The sequence below is a fragment of the Halomonas sp. N3-2A genome, from assembly GCF_002216165.1.
Lineage (GTDB): Bacteria > Pseudomonadota > Gammaproteobacteria > Pseudomonadales > Halomonadaceae > Vreelandella.
This window is the reverse complement of the sequence record NZ_CP022286.1, coordinates 4,216,471-4,234,583: the sequence shown is the minus strand read 5'-3', so window position 1 is coordinate 4,234,583 and position 18,113 is coordinate 4,216,471. Positions and strand designations below refer to the sequence as shown.

At 54.6% G+C, this 18,113-nt stretch carries 17 protein-coding genes; 13 read left to right on the top strand and 4 right to left on the bottom strand.

What is annotated here, in order from left to right; genetic code table 11:
• The first annotated feature begins 216 nt into the window (after nt 1–216).
• From paaA to paaZ, 6 genes are all read left to right on the top strand, one after another.
• Entirely contained in the window at nt 217–1,203 is a 987-nt protein-coding gene (gene paaA, locus CEK60_RS19765; protein WP_089040458.1) for a 1,2-phenylacetyl-CoA epoxidase subunit PaaA, read from the top strand.
• Nucleotides 1,204–1,302: 99 nt separating this feature from the next.
• Nucleotides 1,303–1,584 carry a 1,2-phenylacetyl-CoA epoxidase subunit PaaB gene (gene paaB, locus CEK60_RS19760; RefSeq protein WP_009101609.1) on the top strand — a complete coding sequence of 94 codons (282 nt, stop codon included), beginning with the start codon at nt 1,303–1,305 and terminating at the stop codon, nt 1,582–1,584.
• A gap of 11 nt (nt 1,585–1,595) precedes the next feature.
• Entirely contained in the window at nt 1,596–2,420 is an 825-nt protein-coding gene (gene paaC / locus CEK60_RS19755; protein ID WP_198361395.1) for a 1,2-phenylacetyl-CoA epoxidase subunit PaaC, read from the top strand.
• Nucleotides 2,404–3,003 (top strand): 1,2-phenylacetyl-CoA epoxidase subunit PaaD, encoded by a 600-nt coding sequence (gene paaD / locus CEK60_RS19750; RefSeq protein ID WP_232471412.1) that lies wholly within the window; start codon nt 2,404–2,406, stop codon nt 3,001–3,003. Before paaC ends, paaD begins: the two co-directional genes overlap by 17 nt.
• Before the next feature lie 19 nt (nt 3,004–3,022).
• Nucleotides 3,023–4,105, top strand: coding sequence for a 1,2-phenylacetyl-CoA epoxidase subunit PaaE (gene paaE, locus CEK60_RS19745; protein WP_089040457.1), 1,083 nt, complete (start codon nt 3,023–3,025; stop codon nt 4,103–4,105).
• A 96-nt stretch (nt 4,106–4,201) separates the two neighbouring features.
• A complete protein-coding gene (gene paaZ / locus CEK60_RS19740; RefSeq protein ID WP_089040456.1) occupies nt 4,202–6,244 on the top strand; it encodes a phenylacetic acid degradation bifunctional protein PaaZ in 2,043 nt (680 codons plus the stop codon).
• A gap of 117 nt (nt 6,245–6,361) precedes the next feature.
• On the opposite strand, the gene CEK60_RS19735 is transcribed toward paaZ, so the two are convergent.
• The 4 genes from CEK60_RS19735 to CEK60_RS19720 form a co-directional block, all read right to left on the bottom strand.
• The gene (locus CEK60_RS19735) at nt 6,362–7,657 is read right to left on the bottom strand and encodes a TRAP transporter large permease (protein ID WP_089040455.1); all 1,296 of its coding nucleotides are present in this window, start codon (nt 7,655–7,657) and stop codon (nt 6,362–6,364) included.
• Complete coding sequence (locus tag CEK60_RS19730) at nt 7,650–8,192, bottom strand: TRAP transporter small permease (protein ID WP_089040454.1); 543 nt, start codon at nt 8,190–8,192, stop codon at nt 7,650–7,652. Before CEK60_RS19730 ends, CEK60_RS19735 begins: the two co-directional genes overlap by 8 nt.
• A gap of 30 nt (nt 8,193–8,222) precedes the next feature.
• Nucleotides 8,223–9,311: a TRAP transporter substrate-binding protein gene (locus tag CEK60_RS19725; RefSeq protein WP_089040453.1), complete on the bottom strand. Its 1,089-nt coding sequence runs from the start codon at nt 9,309–9,311 to the stop codon at nt 8,223–8,225.
• Nucleotides 9,312–9,697: 386 nt separating this feature from the next.
• Entirely contained in the window at nt 9,698–10,186 is a 489-nt protein-coding gene (locus CEK60_RS19720) for a MarR family winged helix-turn-helix transcriptional regulator (protein WP_089040452.1), read from the bottom strand.
• Between the two features lie 478 nt (nt 10,187–10,664).
• On the opposite strand from CEK60_RS19720, the gene CEK60_RS19715 reads away from it, so the two are divergent.
• From CEK60_RS19715 to CEK60_RS19685, 7 genes are all read left to right on the top strand, one after another.
• The gene (locus CEK60_RS19715; RefSeq protein WP_089040451.1) at nt 10,665–11,633 is read left to right on the top strand and encodes an MBL fold metallo-hydrolase; all 969 of its coding nucleotides are present in this window, start codon (nt 10,665–10,667) and stop codon (nt 11,631–11,633) included.
• Nucleotides 11,634–11,708: 75 nt separating this feature from the next.
• On the top strand, nt 11,709–13,439 hold the full coding sequence (locus CEK60_RS19710; RefSeq protein ID WP_089040450.1) for an FAD-dependent oxidoreductase: 1,731 nt from the start codon (nt 11,709–11,711) through the stop codon (nt 13,437–13,439).
• Nucleotides 13,426–13,623, top strand: coding sequence for a DUF2783 domain-containing protein (locus CEK60_RS19705; RefSeq protein ID WP_089040449.1), 198 nt, complete (start codon nt 13,426–13,428; stop codon nt 13,621–13,623). Before CEK60_RS19710 ends, CEK60_RS19705 begins: the two co-directional genes overlap by 14 nt.
• A gap of 67 nt (nt 13,624–13,690) precedes the next feature.
• Nucleotides 13,691–14,998 carry a homogentisate 1,2-dioxygenase gene (hmgA, locus tag CEK60_RS19700; protein WP_089040448.1) on the top strand — a complete coding sequence of 436 codons (1,308 nt, stop codon included), beginning with the start codon at nt 13,691–13,693 and terminating at the stop codon, nt 14,996–14,998.
• Nucleotides 14,999–15,034: 36 nt separating this feature from the next.
• Nucleotides 15,035–16,054: a fumarylacetoacetate hydrolase family protein gene (locus tag CEK60_RS19695; protein WP_089040447.1), complete on the top strand. Its 1,020-nt coding sequence runs from the start codon at nt 15,035–15,037 to the stop codon at nt 16,052–16,054.
• A 21-nt stretch (nt 16,055–16,075) separates the two neighbouring features.
• Complete coding sequence (gene maiA, locus CEK60_RS19690; RefSeq protein ID WP_089040446.1) at nt 16,076–16,720, top strand: maleylacetoacetate isomerase; 645 nt, start codon at nt 16,076–16,078, stop codon at nt 16,718–16,720.
• Nucleotides 16,721–16,855: 135 nt separating this feature from the next.
• The gene (locus CEK60_RS19685; RefSeq protein WP_089040445.1) at nt 16,856–18,046 is read left to right on the top strand and encodes a multidrug effflux MFS transporter; all 1,191 of its coding nucleotides are present in this window, start codon (nt 16,856–16,858) and stop codon (nt 18,044–18,046) included.
• Nucleotides 18,047–18,113: the final 67 nt, after the last annotated feature.

Below are 18,113 nucleotides of genomic sequence, written 5' to 3'. Positions count from 1 at the left end.
ATTTTCAAACAACCAGTTTTTATTAAAAAACACAGAGCATTAAGAATCACTTAGATTGAATCATTTTTCCCTTATAAATCAATCATATTTTATTAATACGTAATCACAAAGTCTTAAAGTGACACACAAAAATAGTTATTGATAAAATATTTCGTGTCACTATACTTCAAACAAGATAAATCACACTCCCTGATAGTCCGATGCCGCGGAGGTCTTATGTACGCGCAGCTCGTTGAAACCGGTTCTAACAAACTCAAAACGCTTGATGAGATGAGTCCTGAGGAACGCCAGTTCCAGGAGCGCATCAATGACGAAATTAAAATAGAACCCAAGAATTGGATGCCGGACGCCTACCGTAAGACGTTGATCCGTCAGATCTCTCAACACGCGCACTCAGAGATCGTCGGTATGCTGCCGGAAGGTAACTGGCTGACACGTGCGCCGACCCTTAAGCGCAAGCTGCAGCTAATGGCCAAGATCCAGGATGAGGCAGGTCACGGCCTGTACCTCTATAGCGCCATGGAAACCCTGGGTGCCGACCGCGACGAAGAGATCGATAAGCTTCACGATGGGCGCGCCAAGTACTCCAGTATCTTCAACTACCCAACGCTCAACTGGGCTGACATGGGCACCATCGGCTGGTTGGTCGACGGCGCAGCCATCGTCAATCAAGTACCGCTGCAGCGCACCTCTTACGGCCCCTACGCGCGCGCCATGGTTCGCGTGTGCAAGGAAGAGAGCTTCCATCAGCGCCAGGGGTATCAAATTCTGCTGACCATGATGCAAGAGGGCACTGACGACCAGAAAGCCATGGTGCAGGACTCCATCAACCGCTTCTGGTGGCCATCGCTAATGATGTTCGGGCCATCCGACGAGAACTCACCCAACAGCGCCCAATCGATGGCCTGGAAGATCAAGCGCCACAGCAACGATGAGTTGCGCCAGCGCTTCCTCGACCAAACCGTACCGCAGCTAGAGCTGCTGGGCTGCACCGCTCCAGACCCGGATCTCAAATATAACCAAGAGACCGGTCACTATGAGTTCGGTGAAATCGACTGGCAGGAGTTCTTCGACGTCGTAAAAGGCAACGGCCCCTGCAACCGCGAGCGTGTCGAAGCACGTCGCAGCGCCATTGATAACGGTGCCTGGGTGCGCGAAGCCGCCGTGGCTTATGCCGCCAAGCGTCAACGCAAAGCCGCCTGAACTGGCAACGTCTGATTTTTAAGACCCGACTTTTAAAACACTATTTTTTAGAACAATAGGGAGTCTCGCGAGACTCCTCTGACCACTGAGGCATCTCTCATGGCTGACTGGCCCCTCTTCGAAGTTTTTATCCGCAGCAAGCACGGCCTTAACCACAAACACGTCGGCAGCGTACACGCCGCAGACCGCTGCATGGCAATCGAAAATGCCCGTGAGCTTTACACCCGGCGTAATGAAGGGGTGAGCATCTGGGTGGTTCCGGCCAGCGAAATCACCGCGTCTTCTCCTGATGAGAAAGAACCGCTGTTTGACCCGTCTAATGACAAGGTCTATCGCCACGCATCCTTCTACAAACTGCCGAAAGAAGTCGGCCACATGTAAGGGAGGCTGTCATGCAGAACATGGCTCTGAAAAACACTGCCCTGAAAAACGCGGCTCAAAAAACGCAAGCACCACTGACTGACTACCTACTACGCCTTGGCGACAACGCGTTAGTACTGGGTCAGCGCCACGCACAGTTATGCGGCAAGGCGCCTGCGTTGGAAGAAGAGTTGGCCTTAATGAATGTAGGGCTCGACCTCTTCGGGCAGGCACGCAACTGGCTTGACTATGCTTCTGAACTGATGGCGGCTGACCTGGTGACTGACAAGGTCGATGCCGACCATCTGGCCTTTCGCCGCGACGCCCAGGACTTTCGTAATCTGTTGATCACCGAGCAGCCCAACGGTGACTTCGCCGACATCATGGGACGTCAGTTTTTGTTCGATGCTTGGCACGTTCACCTACTGGATGGCTTGGCCGAGTCCAGCGACCCGCGAATTGCCGAAGTGGCTGCCAAATCGCTCAAAGAAGCAACGTACCACCTCCGCCGCTCCTCTGAATGGGTGATTCGCCTAGGCGATGGCACCGAAGAAAGCCACACCCGTATGCAGCGCGCACTCGACAACCTCTGGCAGTTCACCGGCGAGCTATTGCAGGTCGATGAGATTGATCAGGCCATGATAGAGGCTGGTATCGCGCCTGACCCTGAAACCATTGCCGCTCGCTGGAAAGCGACGGTGGAAGAGGTGCTTGAGGAAGCCACGCTTGAGCGGCCTTCCTACGACGCTTGGATGTATACCGGCGGCAAAGTCGGCCATCACACCGAGCACCTGGGCTTTCTGTTGGCGGAAATGCAATACCTGCCGAGGGCATATCCCGATGCAACCGTCTGGTAACCCACCGTCGGACGGCCCTATCGATAACAGGCCTGATGACTGGCCTTCCAGTGACTTGATTGGCAGCGACCGTCGCGGACTGCCACCCGCCGGCAAGCAAGGCGATGTCGACGCTGTGCTGGCAGTTTTACAGCAAGTGCTAGACCCAGAAGTGCCGGTGGTCAGCGTAGTTGAGCTGGGAATTGTGCGCGCTATCGACTGGGTGGACGGTCGGTTGGTGGTCAACGTGACCCCCACCTACTCCGGCTGCCCGGCGACGGAAGTTATCGAACAGCATATTCATGAAGCGCTGGTGGCCGCCGGCTACTCAGACCCGCTGATTCAGCGTCGCCTGTCACCCGCCTGGACCACCGATTGGCTGACCAACGCCGGGCGCGAAAAATTGCGCGCTTACGGCATCGCGCCGCCGGTAGGGAGCGCCAGCAAGCGCAGCCTGACGGGCCAGTCTGACCCGGTAGTGCCCTGCCCGTTATGTGGCAGCAACACAACCGAACGCGTCAGCGAATTCGGCTCTACGGCTTGCAAGGCGCTCTACCGCTGCCGCGACTGCCTGGAGCCTTTCGATTATTTCAAGTGTCTGTAAAACGACGAGACTATTTCCCATGAGCCGATTTCACGCCCTGACCGTCAAGGATGTTCGCAAGGAAACCCATGATGCCGTTTCCATTGCTTTCGATATTCCCGATGACCTGCTAGACGCCTTTCGCTTTACCCAAGGGCAGTACCTGACACTGCGCCGCGACATCGAAGGTGAGGATGTCCGCCGCTCTTATTCAATCTGCACCGGCGTCCACGAACACGAGCTAAGAGTAGCCGTCAAGCTGGTGCCAGGTGGTAGCTTCTCTACCTTTGCCAACCAGCAACTGCAGCCTGGGGAGCAGTTGGAAGTGATGCCGCCACAGGGCAAGTTCTTCGTGCCTCTCGACCCCAGTCGTGAAGGGCACTATCTGGCAGTGACCGCAGGAAGCGGCGTCACACCCATTATGTCGATTGTTTCCACTACGTTGGAAAGCGAGCCAAAAAGCCGTTTTACGGTGATTTATGGCAACCGCTCCACCACGGGCACACTGTTTCGCGAACGTCTCCAGGATCTCAAGGATCGTTACCTCGAACGACTCAACATCATTTACGTGTTCAGCCGCGAACAACATGAAATCGACCTTTACAACGGTCGTATCGACGTCGATAAGTGCAACGCCCTGTTTGACCGTTGGGTAGACGTACCCAAGCTCGACGCCGCGTTTATCTGTGGGCCGCAAGAGATGACCGAGATCGTGCGCGACGTCCTGACTCAACATGGAATGCCAAAGGAGAATGTGCACTTTGAGCTGTTCACCACTGGGCTGCCGACAGCAGGCGCCAAACGCCGCCAGGCAGCCAGAGCTGGTCAACTTGAGGCTGAAACTTCGCATATCAAGGTGATTATCGACGGCCGCACCATCGAATATAACCTGCCCCGCAATACCCAAAATATCCTGGACGCGGGTAACGAACACGGCGCCGACCTGCCGTTCTCATGTAAGGCTGGCGTGTGCTCCACCTGTAAGTCAAAAGTGATTGAAGGTGAGGTGGAAATGGACGCCAACTACGCCCTGGAAGATTACGAAATAGATGCCGGCTACGTGCTGTCCTGCCAGTGCTACCCGATCAGCGACAAGGTGGTACTCGATTTTGACGAGGTATAACTCCTAGTCCACCTACTTCCAAGCCGGCGACCAAGTCGGCTTTGTTTATCCTCATACCAACAACTGTTCCCAAAAAGACGGGCGGGAGAACACGCAATGCCAGTTTTGCAAAGTTACATCGCAGGCCAGTGGTTCGGACAAACCGAGTCCAAAGCCCTTATCAGCGCCATTAACGGCACCACCGTTGCGCATACCCACCAAGAAGAGATCAATTTCCGCGAAGCGGTGGCGTACGCCCGCGACACCGGCGTGAAAAACATTCTGGCACTGGATTTTCAGCAGCGGGCCGCCATTCTTAAGGCGCTGGCCGCCTATATCCAAGAACGTAAGCGCGAGCTCTATGCCATCTCTCACCATACCGGCTGCACCAAGGCCGACTCCTGGATCGACATCGACGGCGGTTTTGGCACCCTATTCACTTACGCTTCCACTGGCCGTAAAGAACTGCCCTCCGGCAATGTGGCCCACGAAGGCCCAGTGACCCAATTAGGCAAAGAGAACCACTTCAACGGCACCCATATTCTGGTTCCCCGCCGCGGCGTCTCGGTGCATATTAATGCGTTCAACTTCCCTATCTGGGGCATGTTGGAGAAGTTCGCGCCCGCCTTTCTGGCAGGCATGCCGTGTATCTTCAAACCGGCAACGGCGACGAGCTACCTGACCGAAGCAGCGGTGCGCGTTATCAACGACTCTGGCCTGCTGCCGGAAGGTGCGCTGCAACTGGTGATAGGTGGAGCCGGTGACCTACTCGACCATCTGGATGAGCAGGACTTTGTCACCTTTACCGGCTCGGCAAGCACTGCCCTAATGCTGAAAAGCCACCCGAATATCATGGCCAAGAGCATTCCGTTCAACGCCGAAGCAGACTCGCTCAACAGCGCGATTATGGCGCCAGATGTAAGCCCTGAAGACGCAGAGTTCGAGATCTTTGCCAAAGAAGTCGTTAAAGAGATGACCGCCAAGTCAGGCCAGAAATGCACCGCAATCCGCCGAATTTTAGTGCCCGCCGAGCATCTCGATGCATTGGCAGACACAATCAAGGAGCGCCTTGCCAACATCGTAGTCGGTGATCCTCATCAAGAAGGCGTGCGCATGGGCGCACTCTCTTCCCGTGACCAGTTGAGAGACGTGAATCATGCGATCGAACAGCTGTTAGAAACCAGTGAGTGCGTCTTTGGCAGAGACGGCAGCTTCAAACCTGTCGGCCAGGAGGTGGAAAACGGCGCGTTCATCTCTCCTCACTTACTGATCAACCGCCAGCCACTGAACGACGGCGGCGCCCACGACATCGAAGCATTTGGTCCCGTCGCGACGCTAATGCCCTATCGCGGCATTGAAGAAGCATTGACCATCGCCGCCAAGGGCAAGGGCAGCCTAGTAACCACGCTGACCACCAAAGACCCCGCCATTGCTGCCGAAATGATCCCTGTACTGGCCGCCCAACACGGCCGCCTGCAGATTTTGGATGCCCAGGCAGCCAAGGAATCCACTGGCCACGGCTCTCCGCTACCGATGCTCAAGCATGGCGGCCCCGGCCGCGCAGGCGGCGGCGAAGAGCTCGGCGGCATTCGTGCTGTCCACCATTACCTACAGCGCACCGCCATCCAGGGCTCTCCGACCATGCTCGCAGCAGTCACAGGGGAGTATGTGCGTGGCGCGAAGGTGATCGAGAACGATATCCACCCGTTCCGCCGCCATTTCGATGACCTGCAGGTTGGCGAGTCGCTGTTAACCCACCGCCGCACAGTCACTGAAGCCGACATCGTCAATTTTGGCTGCCTTTCCGGCGACCACTTCTACATGCACTTCGACGACATTGCCGCCAAAGAGACCCAATTTGGCCAACGCATTGCCCACGGCTACTTTGTACTGTCGGCAGCCGCTGGCTTGTTCGTTTACCCAGGCGAAGGTCCCGTATTAGCTAACTACGGCCTGGATACGCTGCGCTTTATTACGCCGGTGCTGGTTGGCGACACCATCCGCGCCCGCCTCACCTGTAAGCGTAAGATTGACCAGGGCCGGGCATCTCCCGACGGCCACCCGCAAGGCGTGGTGATGTGGGACGTGGCAGTGACCAATCAACATGATGAACTAGTCGCCAGCTACGACATTTTAACGCTGGTCGCTAAACGGCAGTAACGGCTCAGCCGATAAACCTGAAAAACAAGTAAGCAACAAAAACGGATGACAGGGCGTACGCTCTGTCATCCGTTTGTTTAGCGAGGAGCTTAATAGAACCGTATTAATAACGTCGCTTTAATACATCAGTCGCGGTAGGAAAAGTACGATCGCAGGGAAGATAAGTACGAGCAGTGCGCGTAGGGTACCCGCGACCCAAAACGGGGTGACTCCGCGGAAGATCGTGCCTGTGGATACGTCCGGCAATACGGCTCGCAATACGAACACGTTCATACCGACGGGAGGTGTTATCAGGCTAATCTCGATAACGATAACGACCAGAATGCCAAACCACACCAAGTCGTAACCTAACCCCGCCACTACCGGGAAAAATACCGGTACGGTGAGCAACAGCATCGACATACTTTCGAACACACAGCCCAGTACGACATAGATCGCGATAATCACCAGAATGACCACAAAAGGCGCAACATTCAGGCCATTAACCAGTGCTAGCAGGTCGCCAGGCAGCCCCGCACGGTTGATGAAGTTGGCGAAAATCAGCGCCGTTAGCACCACAGCAAACAGCATCGCGGTGGTACGCACAGTGTCCATTAACACGTTCATTAACACTTGTGGGGTCAGCGCCCGACGCATTAGCGCGATTAAGAAAGCGCCCATGGCACCGATACCGGCCGCCTCAGTGGGCGTAAACACCCCGAGGTAAATACCGCCAATCACGAGTACAAACAGTGCTAGCGTACTGCCGACGCTTTTTAGCGCCTTGATCCGTTCTGGCCATGGCACTTTCTCTGCCGCAGGGCCAGCGGAGGGGTCACGCCAAAGCACCCACTTGATGGCACCAATATAAAGAAAGATGCCAAGAATGCCGGGGATAAAGCCAGCGGCAAAAAGCTCGCGGATACTGGTTTCGGTCAGAATTCCATAAATCACCAGCATGACGCTGGGCGGTATTAAGATACCCAAGGTGCCACCCGCCGCGATGGAAGCGGCAGCCAGCGAGTCCTTATAGCCATATTTGCGCATTTGCGGCATGGCGACTCGGCCCATGGTGGCACAGGTTGCTAAGCTCGACCCGCATATCGCGCTAAAACCACCGCAAGCGACGATGGTCGCCATTGCCTGACCACCCTTGCGGTGACCTAGAAAACCATTTGAGGCTCGAAACAGGGCATCGGATAGGCCTGCATGAGAAACAAAGTTACCCATTAGAATGAACAATGGAATCACCGACAGGCCATAATCCATTGCGGTGTCTACTACCCGGCGCGCCGCCATTGCTTCGGCAGCATTCCAGTTACCCGTTAATAGATAGAACCCAGCGAAACCAACGATTCCCATCGCGAACGCCAGTGGCACACGCAGGAATACGAGTATCAACAATACTGCGAAACCGTACAACGCTTCAGTCATGGGGCTCTCCTATACTCAATGGGCCACCTTTTTCGATTACCTTGAGCCCCTCAAGCAGGTAAAAAACGGCTCGGATAAGGGTCAGTAGTGCTGAAAGCGCGAGCATGATGGCGATCAGCCCGATCAGATAGCCATAGGGAATGCGCAAAAATTCCGTCACATCTCCCCATGAAAAAGCCCGCTCTGCCAGTGCCCATACACGCTGCGCCATCACCCAAAGAGCCGCTGTTACGATCAGATTGACGATCACCTCACGTAGCCAAATAAGTTTTGCAGGAAACACCGCATCAAGCAGATCAACGCTGACATGCTCTTGACGCCAACAAACGACTGGCAGCGACAGGAATACCAATGCCGCCAACATCAGCTGGGTTAATTCAATAGCACCTAGAATGGGGGAATTAAAAAAGTAGCGGCCGCCTACGTCAGCAGTGGTCAACAGCATCATGCCAAAGAGGGTAGCGCCAGCCACCCCCTCTAACATCAGCTGCAGCACCCGACTAACGCGCGTAGCACGTGCCATTTGGGTTTGCATGGTCACTCTCCATCTAGCGCCAGTGGGGGGTTACTTTGTGTCGTCTGGTACTGATTCGCCAGACACTAATTCATCTGGCACTAGGCTACTGACGCTCTCTTCTTCCGCTGCAGCGACAAGCTGCTCACGATAGAACTCGATAGCGGCCATCGCATCCACGTTGCGGTTTTCTGAAACAGACTCAGCCCACTCAGCGACCATGCTGTCACTCATGCTTTTCAGCGTATTGAGATCTTCATCACCGAGTTCAGTAAAGGTATGACCAAGCTCTTCGGCAAAATCGACGCCCCGGACATCCACGACATCCATCATGTAACCGAACAGACGAGACAGCCGCTCACCAGAGACGGACTCAACGGCTTCACGATCTTCGGGCGACATTTCATCCCAGATCATCGGGTTGACAACGATAGTGAAGCTGCCGCGGTAGAAACCGCCGTCTACCGTGAGGGTATAGGGGAAAATCTCTGCGACACGGAAGCTACGCAGCCCTTCTGGAACAAGCATGGCCCCATCGATAACGCCCTGAGAACCCGCTTCATAAACGCCTGTGGGCGGCAAGGCGACACCGGTCAGCTCTAGGGCATTGGAGAGATCTCCCATCACGCCACCGCCAACCCGAATACGCTTACCCTTAAGGTCTTCTAAGGTTTCATACTGCTCGCTGCTGAAGATCCAGCCAGGCCCGTGGACACCGGCAGCAACTACATCTACGCCACGGTGTTCACCCGCGGCTGCCAGGTACTCTTGGTGTGTGTGCCAATAGGCACTGGAGGCATTTTCTGACGAAAATTCTTGAAAGGTAGGAAACTCCGGCAGCTTGGTTAACTGAAAGCGGCCAGTGTTATAGCCATGAAAAACCCAGGTAGCATCAGCGATACCATCAGCGACCATCTCCATTTGTGACGCAGGCGGCCCCATGTCATGTATCACTTCTACTGTTACGCGACCCTCTGTGGCTTCTTCAATCCACGCTTTCCAGGTTGGCCAGACGATGGTGTTAATGCCGTGATTGGGGCCTGCCCAGGTACTCACGGTGATGGTCGTTTGCGCCAAGGCGGTGGTGCTCAGCGTTGCGGCGGCGATAGCGCCAATCATCAGGTTTGTTGTTTTATTCACTTTTCTTTCCTCTGGTCGTCACGAAGTCGAAGCGCAAAACATGATACTTTATTTTTATCTTTTTAAAATCTAGTGAATCATGTTATTTATCACAATGCCTACAGATACCTGGGTCATGCAACAACCCATCGACCAATAGATGCTAATACTTAAGTATCAACCCCCATATAGTTATTAATTTACAAATATTTATATGAAAAAAGCTGCCTCTCCGAGTCACTATCAATGACTATCGGGGAATAATTTTGAATCCATCTTTTTGTTACACAAATCACATTTTCTTTGATATCAATGACACACCACTGACGACATAGGGGTGTCGACATAGGGGTATCGACATAGAGGTATCCTCTGCCATCTTGGCTTGTCTGTAGGGTGTCGCGCTGTTAACCAATTCTCTCCAACTGCCGCTCAAGCTTGCGCATGGTATTGAGCAAGTCACGATATTCACCAACGCTGAGGGTAGACACTAGATCGGCTTCCCACGCCTGAGCTTCGGGCACTAGTTTATTAAGTAGCGCTTGCCCTACCTCTGTCAGATGTAAGTCGTGCAGTCGCTGATCTTGCTGGGATGGCGTGCGGCTTATCAGCCCACGCTCTTCCAGCGACTGAATAGCCCGAGACACGCGCGCCTTATCCATGTTGGTGTAGGCACACACCTTCTTAGCGGTTAAATCATCACAGTGGCTAAGCCATGCAAGTACACGCCACTGAGCAATGTTGAGATCATAAGACTCGGCATAAAGCTTCTCTAACGCCTGGCTGATGCGGTCAGCTAAACGGTTAAGCTGATAGGGTAAAAACTGGTTGAGATCCAGCTCTGCCCTGGCTGAAGACTCCAGAGGAGCATCGCTTGCTGCTTTATCCATCGTCATTGTGTTTCTCCTAGAGCCACCGTTTGTCAGGGGTGGTGATGATAAAAATCAGCACCATAGCTGGGAATATAGACACCAGCAACGCGCCTATCATACTGACCACCTTGAGGAAGAGAGTCCTCTTGGCTCCATCCAATAACGCTGTTTCGAATAAAACGACTCACCGCTTACTCGCCTTTATCACACAAAAATGCCATCAGCATTAAGTTGCCAATGCTCAGGGCAAGCCCTGTCAGCATTAGCCAGAACAGTGCCGACAGATACTCTCTTATGCAACTAATTTGCTGATTTTAATTATTATACTTAGGTATTATATTGCAATAATCATCTGATTCATTGGGATTTATTGTCGATTTCATGCACAAGAACGGCTGGCTCGCCTATGGAGTGCTGGACATTTAGTTTCATTAGAAACTATCCTCCTGACATACAACAATCCAATAAACAGCTGAACCACCCTGTTAGCACCGGAGATACCATGAGTAAGAAATTCGCGTCCCATGCCGATACCGAAGAGAAACAGATCAGTTTCACTAAGCTGGCAGAGGGGCTCTATGCTTACACGGCTGAAGGTGACCCCAATACGGGCATAGTGATTGGCGATGACAGCGTAATGGTCATCGACACCCAGGCAACGCCAATCATGGCCCAGGACGTTATCCGCCGTATCCGCGAGGTGACTGACCTACCGATTAAGCATGTGGTCATGACCCATTACCATGCCGTGCGTGTTCTCGGCGCATCCGCATACGATGCCGAGAATATCTACGCGAGCCAGAGCACCTACGACCTGATTGTCGAGCGTGGTCAGCAAGATTATGAGTCCGAGGTTGGCCGCTTCCCCCGCTTGTTCAAAGGGGTCGATTCTGTGCCTGGCCTGACTTGGCCAACCATCGTCTTCCAGGAAAAGCTGACGGTGTTTATGGGTGAGCGTGAGGTGCAGATCATTCACCTTGGCCGCGGACACACCAAGGGCGACACCGTTGTCTGGTTACCGAAAGAAAAAATCATGTTTTCCGGTGACCTCGTTGAGTATGGCGCCACTCCTTATACCGGTGATGCTTACCACGAGGACTGGCCTGCTACGCTTGATCGCCTACAGGCCATGCAGCCCCAAAAGCTAGTTCCCGGCCGTGGCGATGCGCTGCAAACTGCCGAACAGTGCCAGGAAGCCATTCAGGGCACCCGCGACTTCTTGAGCGATATGTATGGCAGCGTCAAAGCGGGCAAAGCGGCGGGCAAGTCACTCTCCGAGTGCTACGCCGAGACCTACGCGGTTCTGAAGCCGAAGTATGGCCACTGGGTCATCTTCGATCACTGCGTGCCTTTCGATATCACTCGCTGCTATGACGAAGCAGGTGGCGAATATCCAGATCCACGTATCTGGACGGCAGAGCGCGATACCGCTATGTGGCACTCCCTGCAGGACGCCGTCGAAAATCAGTAAGTGCTTACTAGAGACACCCACTGATCACGCCCAGCTGTCGGGTGTAACGCACCCGACGCTGTAGGGGAGCAATAGATGCCAACAACCTATAAAAATCCTGTCTATCCTTACCGACGCCCGCCCGAACTTGATGTTCAAGATGTTCGCCATTACCCGGTGGTGATTGTCGGTGCCGGACCTAGCGGCCTCGCCGCCGCTATCGATTTGGCTCAGCAAGGCATTCATTCGATTGTCCTGGACGACAACAACACCGTTAGCGTGGGGTCGCGGGCATTGTGCTTTGCCAAGCGTTCACTGGAAATTATTGACCGTTTAGGCTGCGTCGAGCCGATGCTTGAAAAAGGCGTCACTTGGCAACATGGCCGCGTCTTTTTCCAAGACCGCGAAGTCTATGACTTCAACCTGCTGCCCGAAGATGGCCACCGCATTCCCGCTTTTATTAACTTGCAGCAGTATTACTTTGAAGAGTTTCTGGTCAATCGCGCTCACGACTTTGCTGAGCAAATTGATCTGCGCTGGAAACATAAGGTCATTGATGTTGATGCTCAGCCTGACAGCACCGCCATCAAGGTGTCGACTCAGGATGGTGACTACTCACTAACCTGCGACTATTTGCTTGTTTCGGATGGTGCCAACAGCCGCATCCGCGACATGCTAGGCCTTGACTGCAAAGGCCAGGTATTTCAAGACCGCTTCCTGATTGCGGATGTGGTGATGAAAGCTGACTTTCCGACAGAGCGCTGGTTTTGGTTTGATCCGCCCTTTCATCCCAACCAATCGGTGCTGCTGCACAAAGAACCCGACAATGTGTGGCGTATCGACTTCCAGCTAGGCTGGGACGCTGATCCGGAAGAAGAAAAGAAAGAAGAGAACATTCGCCCGCGCGTGCAGGCGATGCTTGGCCCGGACGTGGAGTTTGAGCTTGAGTGGGCCAGTGTCTACACCTTCCGCTGCCGCAAGATGGATAACTTCATTCATCACAGCGTGATATTTATGGGCGACGCAGCTCATCAGGTATCCCCCTTTGGCGCCAGAGGTGCCAACGGCGCCCTCCAGGGTGTGGAGAACTTAGCCTGGAAACTGGCGCGTGTTCTCAAAGCGCAGGCACCGAAAACACTCTTATCCACGTATAACACCGAGCGCCAGCACGGCGCGACAGAAAACCTGCTTAACTCTACCCGCGCCACTGACTTTATTACCCCGAAGAGCCATATCAGCCAGGTATTTCGCGATGTGACGCTGGAGCTGGCGGAGAAACATGCCTTCGCACGTAGCCTAGTCAACAGCGGCCGCCTTTCCATGCCGTGTCGCTATGATAGCTCACCGCTTAATACGCCCGATGTTGATGGTGGCCCAAGCGAACTGCGCCCTGGCAGCCCGACTAAAGATGCCCCTATTCGATTGGGAGAACAGAACGCTTGGCTACTCAATCAGTTGGGTAATGGTTTTGTACTGCTACTCGATGGCCGTATTGATGACGGTCACGCCACTGCGCCGTTAAGAGAGCTGAGCGAGCTGTTAGATCGCCACACTGACTTACGCCTTGTGGTGGTTGGCCCAGCTCCGGATAAGTTTGGCGCTCTACCGCGCACCACCGTGATAGACGATACCGAAGGGCTAGTGACGCAACGCTACGGCCTCAAAGCTGGTGGCGGATACCTTATCCGTCCTGACCAGCACGTTACTGCTCGCTGGCACACCGTCACTGCCCACCAGGTTGAAGACGCATTAGACCGCGCGCTGGGCGTTTATCTTGCGGGTACCGCTGACACGACCTTTCAGGAGCGTTGCCATGCCAAGGCTTGAATTAAATCCCAACTTCACTGATCCGGACGCCTTTTACGCGGCACTCACCGCGCTACATCGCGACCGCAGCGAGGCAGAGAGTGAGCGCATCAATGCGCGTTTGATCTTGTTACTGGCTAATCATATCGGCGATCAAACCGTGCTAGAAGCAGCCATTTCCCATGCGGTTGGTGATGGTGATTAATCGCCGCGTCTATGTTTATAAGACTTAGATTTATTTAAGTAACGTCCAAACACAGCAGGTCTTAACAATGACTGAACAATTGCAATATCAGAACGGTTTCCATAACCACTTTTCAAGCGAAGCGCTGCCGGGTGCACTGCCAATTGGGCAAAACTCACCGCAAAAGTGTGCTTACGGCTTATATGCTGAACAACTCACTGGTTCCGCATTCACTGCGCCTCGGCATCAAAACTTTCGTAGCTGGCTTTATCGCATTCGCCCTTCAGTTGTTCAGAGCGCGTATCAGCCACTGGAAAATAGCAACGTACACACATCCCCATTAGAGAAGCCAGCGGCGGACCCCAACCAAATGCGCTGGGACCCGGTTGCGATACCGGATGCACCGACTGACTTTATCGATGGTCTGTTTACCATTGCAGTGAACGGTGATGCGGCCACCCAGGCTGGCGTGGGCGTGCATGTTTATACGTTCAATCAAGACATGACTGAACGCTTTTTCTACAACGCAGATGGCGAACTGCTCTTCGTTCCGCAGATGGGGGCTATTCGTCTACGCACCGAGTTTGGTGAACTCGAGATTGATAACGGTGAGATTGCCGTTATTCCTCGCGGCGTGAAGTTCCAAGTGCGTAAAGCACAGGGTGTTGACGCTGCGCGGGGGTATATTTGTGAGAACTACGGCAGCCCTCTAGAACTGCCCGGCCTCGGTCCCATCGGGGCCAACGGCTTAGCCAACCCGCGTGACTTCCAAAGCCCGGTGGCAGCTTATGAAGACCTGGAAGGTGATTACCGTTTAGTCGCTAAGTTCTCTGGCCGTTTCTGGGAAACAAAGCTTAACCATTCGCCGTTAGATGTAGTGGCGTGGCACGGTAACTGCGCGCCGTATAAATATAATCTCGCCAACTTCAACACCATCAATACGGTGAGCTTCGACCATCCAGATCCGTCAATCTTCACCGTATTAACGTCACCCTCCGATACGCCGGGAATGGCCAATCTGGATTTTGTCATCTTCCCGCCGCGCTGGATGGTTGCCGAGAACACCTTCAGGCCGCCCTGGTTCCATCGCAACCTGATGAGCGAGTTTATGGGGCTTATTCATGGCGAGTACGATGCGAAAGCGGAAGGCTTCACTCCAGGCGGAGCCAGCCTACACAATTCAATGTCACCCCACGGCCCGGATGCTGAGACATTCGAGAAAGCTTCCAATGCTGAGCTGAAGCCACACTTCATAGGCGATACATTGGCCTTCATGTTTGAAAGCCGCTACTTCTTCCACCCAACCCCTGCGGCTCTGGAGGCTGACTTCCGCCAACGTGACTATGTGGATGTTTGGTCAACGCTGCGTTCGCACTTCAACCCAAACCAGCCGTAAAACTTATCGCCCCCTGACGACAAGGATTGAATGCCCATGAAACTTGCAACACTTAACAAAGGCCGCGACGGCGAACTTATCATCGTCTCTCGCGACCTCACCCGTGCCGTAAGCGCTGTTGATATTGCTCCCACACTTCAGGCGGCCCTTGAAAGCTGGGAAGCCGTTAGCCCTCAGCTTGAAGAACGCTATGCGCAGCTAAACAATGGCAATGCCGACGGTACTTTTGAGCTTGATCAGCGTGCGCTGCACTCTCCGTTACCGCGTGCCTATCAGTGGGCCGACGGCTCCGCCTATCTGAACCATGTCCAACTGGTACGTCAGGCGCGTAATGCCGAGATGCCCGAAACCTTCTGGACCGATCCGCTTATGTACCAGGGCGGTAGCGACTGCTTCCTGGCGCCCACCGAAGATATCGAGGCGGTGAGTGAAGAGCATGGCATCGACTTTGAAGGTGAGATCGCGGTTATTACCGATGACGTGCCGATGGCCGTCACTCCCGAGGAAGCCACCAAGCACATTAAACTGGTGATGCTGGTCAACGATGTCAGCCTGCGCGGCCTGATTCCAGGCGAGCTGGCGAAGGGCTTCGGCTTTTTCCAAGCCAAGCCCGCCTCTGCTTTCTCGCCCATCGCGGTGACTCCAGACGAACTGGGCGATGCTTGGCAAGAAGGCAAAGTGCACCTGCCGCTGACCGTGCACCTGAATGACGAGAAGTTTGGCGAGCCAGAAGCGGGTCCCGATATGATTTTCAGCTTTCCACAGTTGGTTGCCCATGCGGCCAAGACCCGCTACCTCGGCGCGGGCGCTGTGATTGGTTCGGGTACTGTTTCCAACCCAGACCCCGATGGCGGCCCTGGAAAACCGGTGGCTGACGGCGGCGTAGGCTATAGCTGCTTGGCCGAAGTACGCATGGTCGAGCAGATACTTTACGGCCAGGTGAAAACCCCCTTTATGCGCTTTGGCGACCGGGTGCGCATCGAGATGTTTGACCGCGATGGCAACAACCTCTTTGGTACCATCGATCAGCAAGTCGTGAAGTACCAGCCCAAATAAAGCCAACACAAGGAAGGTAACATGACGACGCTTTACGGCTATTTCCGCTCGTCGGCTGCTTACCGGGTACGGATCGCCTTAAACCTGAAAGGCTTGGACTACGATCAGGTTCCGGTCAACTTGGTGAAAGGCGAGCAGCGTGATGGCGAGCATTTGGCGCGCAACCCTCAGGGGATGGTGCCTAGCCTGGTACTGGACGATAGCTCAGTAGTTAACCAGTCACTGGCGATCTGTGAGTATCTCGATGAGCTACACCCCGAGCCTGCGCTGCTACCGGCTGATGCTTTAGCGCGCGCAAGAATTCGTGCGCTTGCCCAGTCGGTCGCTTGCGAGATTCATCCGCTCAATAACCTGCGGGTGCTCAAGTATCTCGTCAATGAACTGGGAGTGGATGAGGCGGCCAAGTTAGCATGGTATCGCCACTGGATTACCGAGGGCTTTGCAGCTCTGGAAGCAACGCTAGCATCTGATTCAAACAGCGGCGATTTTTGCCATGGCGACACCCCAACGCTTGCGGATATCTGCCTGATTCCCCAGGTGTATAACGCAGAACGCTTCGAGTGCGATTTGTCAGCCTACCTGACGATCCAGCGTATCGCTGCCAATTGTCGTGCGCTGCCAGCTTTCGCAAAAGCCGCCCCCGGGGCACAGCCTGACGCCAACTAAGCTGAAGCCAAGCCAAATAAAGCGATACGATTAAGTTATACTAAGCAGGCTAACATAAGCGGGCGTCTTTCCACTCGGGAAGGCGCCCGTCTCGTGTCCGAAGGGGCATCACATCCAACCAAAAGGAGTTAAGGGGTGCTAAAGCTGCCCTCTACCGCCACCGTCGTGGCCCTAGCCGCGGTGACTGCACTTGGCCCGCTGGCCACGGATATGTACTTGCCAGCCATGCCCGCGATGGCAGACGCGCTGAATACTGGCCCAGACCGAATACAGCTGACCCTTAGCCTCTATATGGCTGGATTCGCTCTGGCCCAATTAGTGTGCGGGCCAATCTCTGATCGCTTTGGCCGCCGCCCGGTGATGATCGCGGGTTTATCGCTGTTTCTCGCTGCGAGCCTACTGTGTGCATGGGCGCCTAGCGTCGAGTGGTTGCTGGTAGGGCGCTTTTTACAGGCCTTCGGCGGTGCTGCTGGCCCGGTATTAGCACGGGCATCGGTGCGTGATATTCATGGCCCTATCGAGGCTGGGCGCATTCTCTCCTATATGGCAAGCACGATGGCCCTCGCCCCTGCTCTGGCCCCCGTGGTGGGCGCAGGGTTACTGCTGTTTTTTGGCTGGGAATCGGTGTTCGTGGTGCTGGCGCTCTACGCGGCAGTGATGCTGGCGGTGCTGATCTTTATGCTACCCGAGCCGTTGGCGAAGGAGCGACGGCAATCGATCCACCCAAAAACAGTACTGGCTAACTTCCGCTTACTACTGACTCAGCGTGCCTTTATTGGCTACACCTTGGTGAATGCGGCCGCGTTCTCCGGGCTATTCGCGTACCTTTCGGGCTCATCTTTTGTACTCATCGAGTACCTGGGTGTCGCGCCCACGTTGTATGGCGTGCTGTTCACGCTGATTGTCGCGGGCTTCTTCTTCGGGACGCTGATCAGCGGTCGCTATAGCCACCGCCTGGGGCGTGATCGCCTTGTTACTTTGGGCAGCGTAATTTGCGCAATTGGGGGCGTCGTCATGGCGGGCTTGGCCACCGTTGGCGTTCATCATCCGTGGGCGGTGGTGGGGCCGCATATGGTGTTCATGCTGGGGGTTGGCATTTTGATGCCACAAACAATGGCCGGTGCACTAGCGCCCAACCCTCAATGTGCGGGCGCAGCGTCTTCTTTGTTTGGTTTTCTGCAAATGACGATTGCCGCTGTGGTAGGTGGGTTAGTCGGGCAATTCCACGACGGCAGCTCGCGCACCATGGCCTTGACGATCGGACTAATGGGGCTGCTCGCCTTGCTAAGCCACTGGCTGCTGGTACGCCGCCGAAAAGAGACGTAGCTGAATCACTGTCTCGCTACCTAGCAAAAGGCCACGCATTGCGTGGCCTTTTTTACCTATATTGGGT